Source organism: Rhodopila sp., from assembly GCF_035548235.1.
Classification (GTDB): domain Bacteria; phylum Pseudomonadota; class Alphaproteobacteria; order Acetobacterales; family Acetobacteraceae; genus Rhodopila.
This window is the reverse complement of sequence record NZ_DASZTJ010000300.1, coordinates 1-10,411: the sequence shown is the minus strand read 5'-3', so window position 1 is coordinate 10,411 and position 10,411 is coordinate 1. Positions and strand designations below refer to the sequence as shown.

The 10,411-nt window shown below is 64.8% G+C and carries 10 protein-coding genes; 7 read left to right on the top strand and 3 right to left on the bottom strand.

All coding sequences use genetic code 11. The annotated features are described in order from the left end of the window. Positions 1-289 precede the first annotated feature (289 nt). Together VHB27_RS24640 and VHB27_RS24635 are read left to right on the top strand one after the other, a co-directional pair. Positions 290-979: a cysteine hydrolase family protein gene (locus tag VHB27_RS24640; protein WP_325605668.1), complete on the top strand. Its 690-nt coding sequence runs from the start codon at positions 290-292 to the stop codon at positions 977-979. Beyond that, complete coding sequence (locus VHB27_RS24635) at positions 976-2,571, top strand: hypothetical protein (RefSeq protein ID WP_325605666.1); 1,596 nt, start codon at positions 976-978, stop codon at positions 2,569-2,571. Before VHB27_RS24640 ends, VHB27_RS24635 begins: the two co-directional genes overlap by 4 nt. Before the next feature lie 51 nt (positions 2,572-2,622). Here VHB27_RS24635 and VHB27_RS24630 read toward each other — a convergent pair whose 3' ends face one another. Beyond that, complete coding sequence (locus VHB27_RS24630; RefSeq protein WP_325605664.1) at positions 2,623-4,080, bottom strand: Ig-like domain-containing protein; 1,458 nt, start codon at positions 4,078-4,080, stop codon at positions 2,623-2,625. 227 nt (positions 4,081-4,307) lie between these two features. Beyond that, positions 4,308-4,700 (bottom strand): hypothetical protein, encoded by a 393-nt coding sequence (locus tag VHB27_RS24625; protein WP_325605662.1) that lies wholly within the window; start codon positions 4,698-4,700, stop codon positions 4,308-4,310. A 125-nt stretch (positions 4,701-4,825) separates the two neighbouring features. On the opposite strand from VHB27_RS24625, the gene VHB27_RS24620 reads away from it, so the two are divergent. The 4 genes from VHB27_RS24620 to VHB27_RS24605 are packed head-to-tail and all read left to right on the top strand — an operon-like array spanning position 4,826 to position 8,577. Then, a complete protein-coding gene (locus tag VHB27_RS24620; protein WP_325605660.1) occupies positions 4,826-5,740 on the top strand; it encodes an ABC transporter permease subunit in 915 nt (304 codons plus the stop codon). Beyond that, positions 5,741-7,069, top strand: coding sequence for a high-affinity branched-chain amino acid ABC transporter permease LivM (gene livM, locus VHB27_RS24615; RefSeq protein WP_325605658.1), 1,329 nt, complete (start codon positions 5,741-5,743; stop codon positions 7,067-7,069). 3 nt (positions 7,070-7,072) lie between these two features. Further along, the gene (locus VHB27_RS24610) at positions 7,073-7,855 is read left to right on the top strand and encodes an ABC transporter ATP-binding protein (RefSeq protein WP_325605656.1); all 783 of its coding nucleotides are present in this window, start codon (positions 7,073-7,075) and stop codon (positions 7,853-7,855) included. Further along, positions 7,852-8,577 carry an ABC transporter ATP-binding protein gene (locus VHB27_RS24605; RefSeq protein WP_325605654.1) on the top strand — a complete coding sequence of 242 codons (726 nt, stop codon included), beginning with the start codon at positions 7,852-7,854 and terminating at the stop codon, positions 8,575-8,577. Before VHB27_RS24610 ends, VHB27_RS24605 begins: the two co-directional genes overlap by 4 nt. Before the next feature lies 1 nt (position 8,578). On the opposite strand, the gene VHB27_RS24600 is transcribed toward VHB27_RS24605, so the two are convergent. Then, positions 8,579-10,009 (bottom strand): MATE family efflux transporter, encoded by a 1,431-nt coding sequence (locus VHB27_RS24600; RefSeq protein WP_325605652.1) that lies wholly within the window; start codon positions 10,007-10,009, stop codon positions 8,579-8,581. A 202-nt stretch (positions 10,010-10,211) separates the two neighbouring features. Between VHB27_RS24600 and VHB27_RS24595 the strand changes: the two genes are divergently transcribed. Continuing rightward, positions 10,212-10,411, top strand: a 200-nt coding sequence (locus VHB27_RS24595) for a hypothetical protein (protein WP_325605650.1), incomplete at its 3' end; no start/stop codon positions are given.

Genomic DNA, 10,411 nt, shown 5'->3' with positions numbered 1-10,411 from the left:
GGTCACCGCGCCCGCCGGTCGTTGTCCACGATCAGCCTGGTCCGGCTGCGGGCAACGCCCAGGGGAGGCGGTGAAGCGCGCGACGTCGTCGAGCGCCACCGAAGACATGCCCGGTCGTGTTATCGGGCCGCTCCGCCTTGTTTCGTTCGGCGAAACGGCCCGCCGTTGTCTTAGCGCCGAGCCGACGCCCTACCAAGATCACGTTTTCGTGATCACTTCATCTCGGTCTCGCATGCAATTGGCCTGTGGATTGCATACACGGCCAACACCAACCTGCTGAGGGACGAGCATGCTGATCGAGGCGAAACCCCACGAGTTCAGCCTGAATCTCGGGTCGGCGGCGCTGCTGATCATCGACATGCAGCGCGACTTCCTGGAACCCGGCGGCTTCGGTGAAATGCTGGGCAACGATGTATCGCAGCTCCGCCGGACGATCGAGCCCAACAAGCGGTTGCTGACCGCGTGGCGGGACGCAGGCGGTACGGTCCTGCACACGCGGGAGGGTCATCGTCCCGACCTGATGGACCTGCCGCCGGCGAAGAAAGTCCGAGGCCGCAGCGCGACCTGTATCGGCGACCCGGGGCCAATGGGCCGCATCCTGGTGCGCGGTGAGCCGGGGCACGATATCATTCCGGAACTGTATCCCACGCCGAGCGAAGCGGTGATCGACAAACCCGGCAAGGGCGCGTTCTTCGCCACCGACCTGCACGCGATCCTGCAAAATCGCGGTATTTCGCAGCTTGTGGTGACAGGCGTCACGACAGAAGTCTGCGTCAACACAACGGTCCGGGAAGCAAACGACCGCGGCTATGACTGCCTGGTCGTGACCGATTGCTGCGGGTCCTATTTCCCCGAATTCCATGAAATAGGGCTGAAGATGATAGCCGCGCAAGGCGGCATCTTCGGTTGGACGACACCATCGGAGGTCATTATTTCGGCAATCACGGGGCTAAACATGCTCAAAGGGGCGGCAGAATGAGCGGAAGTGCGGCAGTCGGCTTCAGGCCGAAGTTCTGGGTTCCAGGCGACTGGAACGCTCTGTTCGGGTTTGGCACCAATATCCTGGTGAACGTGCTGGTCTTGACCGGGCTGCTGCGCTTCGTGCTGCAGATGCCCGACTCACTGGTGTTCGGGCGCATCCTGCCGGCACTGGGTCTGATGCTGTGCCTGAGTACAGGGTATTACGCCTTCCTGGCATGGAACCTGGCGCGCAAGACTGGCCGGTCCGATGTCTGCGCCTTGCCGTCCGGCATCAGCGTCCCACACATGTTCGTCGTGACGTTCGTGGTGATGCTGCCGATCAAGCTGGCGACGAAGGATCCGGTCCAGGCCTGGGAAGCCGGGCTGACCTGGGTGTTCATCCAAAGCTTCCTGCTGATGGCCGGTGGTTTCATCGGTCCCTATATCCGCAGGATCACGCCCCGTGCCGCCCTGTTGGGCTCCCTCGCCGGTATTTCCATCACCTTCATCTCGATGCGCCCGGCGGCGCAGGTGTTCACCACGCCTGTCATCGGCGTGGTCTGCTTCGCGGTGATCCTCGCCAACTGGTTCGGCGGCGTAAGATACTTCCGCGACGTCCCCGGCGGGCTGGTGGCGATCGCGGTGGGCACGGTGATTGCTTGGGGCTCGACCGCCCTGGGCCTCGGCTACGGCGACCTGAGCCTGCACAACCTGTTCGCTTCCGTGTCGAATTTCGGCTTCTCGGTGCCGATCCCCGCCTTCGGCTACACGTTCGAGGGGTTCAAGTTCCTGGGCGTCATCCTGGTGACGGCCATTCCGTTCGGCATGTATGACCTGATCGAGGCGCTGGACAACGTCGAAAGCGCCTCGGCCGCCGGGGACAGTTTCCCGACCACCAGCGTGCTGACGGCCGACGGCGTGATCAGCCTGATCGGCTGCCTGATGGGCAATCCGTTCATCAACGCCGTCTATATCGGCCACCCGGGCTGGAAGGCGATGGGCGGGCGGATCGGTTATTCGGCGGTGACGGGCCTGGTGATCCTGGTGCTGACCTGGTTCGGCGTCGTTGCCGTCATCAGCGCGATGATCCCGCTCGTCGCGATCCTGCCGATCCTGCTTTACATCGGCATGCTGATCGGTTCGCAGGCGTTCCAGGAATCGCCGCACCGCCACGCGCCGGCGATCGTACTGGCGCTGCTGCCGCAGATCGCCGAGTGGGGCAAGACGATGATCGACGGTGCGCTGGGCGCCGCGGGCACCAGCGCCGCCGCTGTCGGCATCGGCAAGATGGCGCAGGTCGGCGTGCTGTATGATGGGCTGGCGACGCTGGGCGGCGGGGCCACGCTGGCGGGGATCATCCTGGGCGCCGTGACCGTCTACATCATCGACAGGGCCTTCGAGAAGGCCGCCTGCTTCGCGTTGGCAGGAGCGGTACTGACGTTCTTCGGCTTCATCCATGGGGCGGATGGGCTGGGGATCGGGCAGTCTCCGACGCTGGCGGTGTCGTATCTGGCGGTCGCGGGGATCCTGTTCTACTGCGCGAAATATGCGGCGTTCCATCCGATGGCGATGCCCATGCATCACGAGGCGGCGGGAGCGGAAGCCGACTGAGCCCAGCGGTGTGACCGGTGGAACCCTCCATCGGTCACAATCGTACCGGAATCACCCGTGGAAGCGCGGATTGGCCGCAAACTTCGCCCATTCCTTGGCGAGGCGCTGAACCCAGGTCTTGTAGAGCGCGATATACGCCTCCTCGTTCTTGTCATCGTCGAGGTAGGATTCCAACATGTCCTGCAATTCGCCGCGATCATGTTCGTATCGCGTCGTGGTCGCGACCTTGCCGTCATCGTTGAGATCGGTGCTCGTGACCTTGGCCGCCTTCAACATGGCACGGCACCGCGTCAGGGCATCGGTGAAGGTAATCGTCCAGAACTTGTCGAGGAAATCCTGCCTCGCCTTCTTTCGTTCGTCGTGCTTCTCCCGGATGTCCGTACCCAGCTTGAATGCGAAGATCGGCAGCAGAATCGCCCCGATCGTCGTGCCGACGACCCCGCGCGATAACGCTCGGGCACCGTTGGCCTCGATGATGGAAATGATCGATCCGACGATCCCCGCGCCGTCGAGCATCTGCCCGACGGGGACGCCGCCGCCGCCATCCGGCCGCTTTGGCATGTTGGCCTCGTCCACCTCGGCGCCGACCTTGTCCCACTCCTTGTCTGCCTCGTCGTGGCTTTTCTTGTAGCCCTCCGCGTATGCGGACTGGAGATCGTCCCGCCCCTGGAACTTTGTCTGCCAATTGACCGCGTCATCATATTTGCCGTCGGCAAGACCCATGCGATAGGCCTCGCCCTCGTCCACCATGTCGTCCGGCGCGTCGGAGGTATTCGGTTCGACATTGACCTCGGTCTGCGCGGAAGCCTTGCCGTTGGGATCGCGTGCGACGACCATCACGACGCCGGTCGAGGTGCCCGCGACGGCGAGCCCCTTTTTCGAATCGTCGAACGCAAGGATCGCGGTATCCGAGGAGGTCCAGGTCAGCGCGTCCGTCTCGTCCTGCTCATGTCCATCGGCGTATCGTCCGCGCGCCGTGAATTGCTGTTTCCCCTCGACCACCAGGGAGGGATTCTCCGGCGTGATGACGATGGTCTCCAAGGTCCATCCTTCCTTGGGGCCGAAGACGGGGCGCGCATCGACAGTGTCCTGGTCGAGTTGACCGGCGTCGTCCGGTTCACCCGGATAGGACACCATGCCCGGATCGCCGGAACCGCTGGCGGCGGTGATCGATTCGATGGGTACATGGACGAAGTTCGACGTCCAGGCAGCTTGATCCTGTGTGAGCCCCTTCAACGAACCACTCATGGCGCAATCCTTCAAACTGCTGGCAAGTCGGATCGGCGAACAGCGGCCGGCGGATATCGAAACGTTCCGATCAGAACGGCTTAGCGCGCCGGAGCGGGCTTTGCAATTTGGCGGAATGCCGCCGCCGTGCTGGTGAGTATATACCGGCGTTCGGTTCGGATGCGTTCCGGCGAGGCCGATCGGCGGTCCTGCGCGGGCTGTTGGGGCGTGCGAAGTTGTTTCATACTGAACGTTTTCATCACCGCCTGGATGCGGCCGCACGTGCCAACTCGCGGAGGGGCCTGCAGCGCCTCTAACCCCGACGCCAATTTGCGTGCCTGGCTGTCATTCATGCACCGTTACGACATCCACCTCAATTGTCACAAGGATTACCATGGGGCCTTCGTTCCCGATCCGGACGGACACAACATAGAGGCCGTCAGGTAGAGGCACAGAGAGCGTAACCCGCCGCCAGATGCGCCCCCCGCCCTAACGGCAAAGATCCTGCCTCAAACCTCCACCCCATATTCCGCCAGTTCCGGCAGCATCGCCTCGATCACGAAATCGATGAACGCCTCGGGCACGTCCAGGAAGAACTCCCGATCCGAATACGCCCCGACGCTCGCCGCCAGCCCGTGTTCCTGAAACCACCGCGCCAGCGCCTCCAGGTCCGCCCGAGGCGTCTCGGACAGGAACGAGATCTGCGACCGCCGCTTGTCCTCGTCCCGGTGATCGTTCTGCGTGCGGCTGAACTGCACGTCCACGTTCGTCCCCGGCTGCCGCATGTGCAGCGACCGCTCCGTCCGCCGCAGCACCACGAAGCCCAGGCGGGAGACGAACATCTCCACCACCGTGTCGAAATGCCGCGATTCCACCCGATTGGCGAAGTGGTTCAGTTTCATCATCAAGCTCCCGGTCGCTGCGATACCCACCGAAGCCATACAAATCTCCGGCCAACGCGGCCCCTCCTTGCGCCATACCGAGTTTGCATGGTTGCATTGCGCAGCGGACTGGATTCAGGAGTCGGATGGCCTACGCGCTGCAGCAACTCATCAACGGCGTCACGCTAGGCATGATCTACGGGCTGATCGCCGTCGGCTACACCATGGTCTATGGTATCATCGGCATGATCAACTTCGCCCACGGCGACGTGTTCATGGTCGGCTCTTTCCTCTCGCTGATCGCCCTGCTCGGCTTGGCGGTGCTGGGTATCACTGCGGTGCCGATCGCCCTGGCGCTGGCGCTGATCTTCGCCGCCGCCTTCGCCGCCCTGTACGGCTGGACGATCGAGCGAGTGGCCTACCGGCCGCTGCGCGGCTCCTTCCGTCTTGCGCCGCTGATCAGCGCCATCGGCATGTCGATCACGCTGCAGAATTTCGTGCAGGTCAGCCAGGGCGCGCGGGTCAAGCCGATCGACCAGATCATTCCCGGCGGCATCCAGTTGATGAATCAAGGGCATTTCAGCGTCACGCTGTCCTGGATGCAGATCGGCATTGTCATCGTCACGTTGGCGGTGCTTGGCATCTTCACTTGGCTGGTGACCAGGACGCCGCTGGGCCGTACGATGCGCGCCTGCGAACAAGACCTGAAAATGGCGGCCCTGCTGGGCATCGACACCGACCGCACGATCAGCCTGACCTTCGTGATCGGCGCCGCCCTGGCCGCCGTCGCCGGGTTCATGTTCCTGCTGTATTACGGAGTGATCGACTTTTACATCGGCTTCATCGCCGGCATCAAAGCCTTCACCGCCGCCGTCCTGGGCGGCATCGGCAGCCTGCCGGGCGCCGTCCTGGGCGGCCTGCTGATCGGCCTGATCGAGGTATTCTGGTCGGCCTATTTCTCGATCGAATACAAGGACGTCGCAGCGTTCTCCATCCTGATCATCGTGCTGATCTTCATGCCCAACGGCATCCTGGGCCGAGCGGAAGTGGAGAAAGTCTAAGTGGCCGGCGCGGTACGAGACGCGTTCCTGTCCGCCATCGTCGCCCTGGGTCTGTTCGCGCCGATGGTCGGTCTGGTCACCGACAGCGGCGAGAAGGGTCTGTATCTCAGCGTCCGTCCGATCGCCACGCTGGTTGTCGTCGGGTTGGTCTTCTTCGGCCGCCTGCTGATCCTGTCCTGGCGCGGCCGCACGCCGAAAGAGGCGCGCCAGGCGAACCGCGCCTTCGCCGAGGCAGTGACGCGGGCCGGCAAATACCTGACGCCGGCGCTGATCGTGATCGCCGTCCTGCTGCCGCTGACCGGGTCGCGCTACTACGTCGACCTCGGAACCCTGGTCCTGACCTACATCATGCTCGGCTGGGGACTGAACATCGTGGTCGGGTTGGCGGGACTGCTGGACCTTGGCTACGTCGCCTTCTACGCGGTCGGCGCCTATTCCTTCGCGATCCTGGCGACGACGTTCAATCTGGGGTTCTGGGCCTGCCTGCCGATGGCGGGGATCCTGGCGGCCTTCGCCGGCATCCTGCTGGGCTTCCCGGTGCTGCGCCTGCGCGGCGACTACCTGGCGATCGTGACGCTGGCGTTCGGGGAAATCATCCGCGTCGTCCTGACCAACTGGGTGTCGCTGACCGGCGGTCCCAACGGCATCGTCGGCATTCCCCGTCCGACGCTGCTCGGCCTGGCCTTCAGCATGGACGGCGGCCCCGGCACCGTCGCCGGCTTCTTCGATATCGAGCCGGCGGTGATCCAGCGCATCATCTTCCTGTATTACGTCATCCTGGTCATGGCGCTGATCACCAACTGGGCGACGTTGCGCCTGCGCCGGCTGCCCCTGGGCCGCGCGTGGGAGGCGCTGCGGGAGGATGAGGTCGCCTGCCGCTCGCTGGGGATCAACGTCCGCAACACGAAGCTGACCGCCTTCGCCACCGGCGCGATGTTCGGCGGCTTCGCCGGCGCGTTCTTCGCCACCCGCCAGGCCTTCATCAGCCCCGAGAGCTTCACCTTCATCGAATCCGCCACCGTGCTGGCGATCGTCGTGCTGGGTGGCCTGGGCAGCCAGTTGGGTGTGGCGCTCGCGGCGATCGTCATGGTGGGCGGCCTGGAATCCCTGCGCGATTTCCTGTCATTCCTGGGCGATCAGATGAACTCGCCGTTCTTTGCCGGCATCGCCGGGGAATTGCCGCTGTACCGCATGCTGATCTTCGGCCTGGCGCTGGTGGTGATGATGGTGCTGCGGCCGCGCGGGCTGGTGTCCGGGCGGACGCCCACCGTGGCGTTGACGAAGGCCAAGGAGATCTCGGCCGAACTGGTCGCGCAGGGACGAGGCTGAGCGATGCTGAACGTCTCCGACCTGACAATGATCTTCGGCGGCCTGAAAGCGGTCGACTCGCTGTCCTTCGAGGCCAAGGCCGGCGATATCACCGCCGTCATCGGACCCAACGGCGCGGGCAAGACCACCGTCTTCAACTGCATCACCGGCTTCTACAAGCCGACCCACGGTCGCATCACGTTGGGCGAGCACGCGCTGCACCGCATGCCGGGTCACCGTATCGCCTCCGTCGCACGCGTCGCCCGCACCTTCCAGAACATCCGCCTGTTCGCCGGGATGACGGTGCTGGAAAACCTGCTGGTTGCCCAGCACAACACGCTGATGGCCTCGACCGGGTTCGGCATCCTCGCGGTCCTGGGCCTCTCGCGCTACCCGAAGGCCGAGGCGGCGGCGATCGAGAAGGCCCGGTCCTGGCTGGAGGCGATCAACCTGACCAACCGCGCCGACGACCCCGCCGGCGCCCTGCCCTACGGCGCCCAGCGGCGGTTGGAGATCGCTCGGGCCATGTGCATCGACCCTGTGCTGTTGTGCCTGGATGAGCCGGCGGCCGGGCTGAACCCGCGCGAGTCCGAGGAACTGAACCAGTTGCTGCTGAAGATCCGCGATGGCGGCTGCTCGCTGCTGCTGATCGAGCACGACATGGGCGTGGTGATGCGCATCTCCGACCACATCGTGGTGCTGGACCACGGCCGGAAGATCGCCGACGGCACGCCGGCCGAGATCCGTACCGACCCCGCCGTGATCGCCGCCTATCTGGGCGAGGGCGATGAGGATGAGGCGGCGTGACCGCGCTTCTGTCCCTGTCCGGCGTCACCGCGTACTATGGCGCGATCCAGGCGCTGAAGGGCATCGACCTGATGGTCGACAAAGGCGAGATCGTCACCCTGATCGGCGCCAACGGGGCCGGCAAATCCACCCTGATGATGACGATCTGCGGCAACCCGCGTGCACGGACCGGGTCGATCGTGCATGACGGCCAGGACATCACCGCCTGGCCGACCCACGCCATCATGCGCCGCGGCATTGCCCAGGCGCCCGAGGGCCGCCGCATCTTCGGCCGCATGACGGTTCACGAGAACCTGCTGATGGGCGCAGAGGTCGCCGGCCGCACCGACGTCCCCGCCTTGCTGGACGAGGTCTTCACCCTGTTCCCCCGCCTGAAGGAGCGGATGAGCCAGCGCGGCGGCACGCTGTCGGGCGGCGAGCAGCAGATGCTGGCGATCGGCCGCGCGCTGATGTCCCGGCCATCGCTGCTGCTGCTGGATGAGCCGTCGCTGGGCCTCGCACCGCTGGTGGTGCGGCAGATCTTCGGGGCGATCCGTGACCTGAACCGCTCGACGGGGCTGACGGTGCTGCTGGTGGAGCAGAACGCGTATCAGGCGCTGCGTCTGGCCCATCGCGGCTATGTGCTGGTCAACGGCACCATCACCATGTCCGGCACCGGGGCGGAGTTGCTGGCGCGGCCGGAAATCCGGGCCGCATACCTGGAAGGCGGGCACGCGGCCTGACTCAGCGCGCCCCGGTTTCGGGCTTCGCGAACGGCCCATCCGGGCACGGCCTTGCAGCTTCGGCGTCGGCGGCACGGGCAGCCGCTTCTTGCAATCGCCGCAGCCGTCTTCGAAAGCGGATCACATGGAGAAGCGTCGCTGCACAAGCGCCGAACAGCAGACCGATCCAGACACCCAGGGCAGGCACGGCGGTTTTGTGGGCGAGCAGAAACCCAACTGGCAGCCCTACACCCCAGAAGCCGAGGACAGCGATGAACAGTGGACCTTTTGCATCGCGCATCCCGCTCAACGCGCCTCCAATTGCCGACTGGATGCCTTCCAGGATCAGGACACAGGCGGCAACGGGAAGCACGGCCGCCGCCGGCACGATTTCAAAATGGTCGGCGCTCCCCAGGAACCAGGATGCCAACCGCGCTGGCTCGCTCAGCAGCAGAATGACGATGGGGACGTTAACAGCAGCGGACAGTTGGACCGAGACCCAACCGGCAGAGCTGACTTGATGAAGGTTGCCGGCGCCGATCCCGACGCCGGCACGGGTATTGGCCGCATCGCTGAAGCCGAACGAGAAGACACCCAGAAGATCCACGATCCGCGCGGCCACTGCATGGGCTGCGACCGCCGAGGCGCCGAACGGCGCGACAATGAAGGCCGCGGCCGGAAGAACGCCCTCGCGCAGGACAATACGGCAGGCGAACGGAATACCGAGCCTCACGATCTCCTGATAGTGCTGAGCCTGCCAGGTAAACGGAGAGGAGAGGGAACGGCTGAATGCGTCGCTGCTTGAGGCGCGGACGATGATGACGAGCAGGCCCCATGCCAGTACGGCGGCCAATGAGTATGCCAAGCCGGCTCCTGTGGCACCCAGCGGTGGAAGGCCCAACCCGCCGAACACCAACCACCAGGTCAGGCCGGCATGAAGCGGTACCGCCGCCAGCATGACGGCTGTCGTGACATTGACCCGGCCCGTCGCGACGGCAAGGCTGCGAACGGCGACGTAGCACACCCACGCCGGCAATCCCCACGCGGCCCCTATCAGATAGTCCGCGGTGGCCGTCGCTTCCGAGGTAACGCCATGGAGTCGGAGCAGAATGGCGCCTCCCAGCAAAAATACCGTGCCTGGCAACGAAAACGTCAGACCGACCCAGAGGGCATGCTGCCCTGCGAGGCGCACGCCCTCTTCGTCATTGCGGCCGCACGCCTGGGCCGCAATCGGCGTCACGGCGGTGACCACGCCGAGGGCGAAAAGAAAGATCAGGAGATAGATGCTGAGTGCCAGCGTAACCCCCGCGAGGACGGTGATGCCCAGCCGTGCGACGGCCAGGGTTTCCACGGCTGAGATGACAAGTTGGGCAAGCATGGTGATGGTTACGGAAACGGAGATGCCGCCGAGGGCACGTGCTTCCGTGACCCACTCTTTGGTGAAAGGGCGCATGAGCGTAACCCGCTTTCGGGCACTTCACGCCGAGGGCGTGAGGCCGCATGACAGTCGCACGGGATCGGCGGCCGACACTGTCAGCCGCGCGCTGCGTCAGTCAGAGCGGGTCCAAAGGATCAGAACGGCGCGTCAGCCGTACCACGGTGCCCGCCCTGCGACGAATTGGCGCAGGGCCTGCCAAGGGGCACGCGGACAATGCTTGTCATTCATGCTGTGCATCCTCCCTCTGGCGACTGGTTGCGCGAGCAGCGGTTGTATCGGTTTTTCCACGAGACGGGCAAGTTTGATTGCCGCCTGCGTGATCGACGCAAGCGTGGCGATCAAGCGGATCTTCACTGCAGGAGGGACAGAAGTGGCCAATCGCCTGCGCTGGAGCGGGACGGCGTTCCACGCGCCGGA

What these genes read in the sequence shown, in the direction of transcription:
- VHB27_RS24640 (WP_325605668.1), top strand. Translation starts at nt 290, where the DNA reads ATGCTGATCGAGGCGAAACCCCACGAGTTCAGCCTGAATCTCGGGTCG.
- VHB27_RS24635 (WP_325605666.1), top strand. Translation starts at nt 976, where the DNA reads ATGAGCGGAAGTGCGGCAGTCGGCTTCAGGCCGAAGTTCTGGGTTCCA.
- VHB27_RS24625 (WP_325605662.1), bottom strand. Translation starts at nt 4,700, where the DNA reads ATGAAACTGAACCACTTCGCCAATCGGGTGGAATCGCGGCATTTCGAC.
- VHB27_RS24620 (WP_325605660.1), top strand. Translation starts at nt 4,826, where the DNA reads ATGGCCTACGCGCTGCAGCAACTCATCAACGGCGTCACGCTAGGCATG.
- VHB27_RS24610 (WP_325605656.1), top strand. Translation starts at nt 7,073, where the DNA reads ATGCTGAACGTCTCCGACCTGACAATGATCTTCGGCGGCCTGAAAGCG.
- VHB27_RS24600 (WP_325605652.1), bottom strand. Translation starts at nt 10,009, where the DNA reads ATGCGCCCTTTCACCAAAGAGTGGGTCACGGAAGCACGTGCCCTCGGC.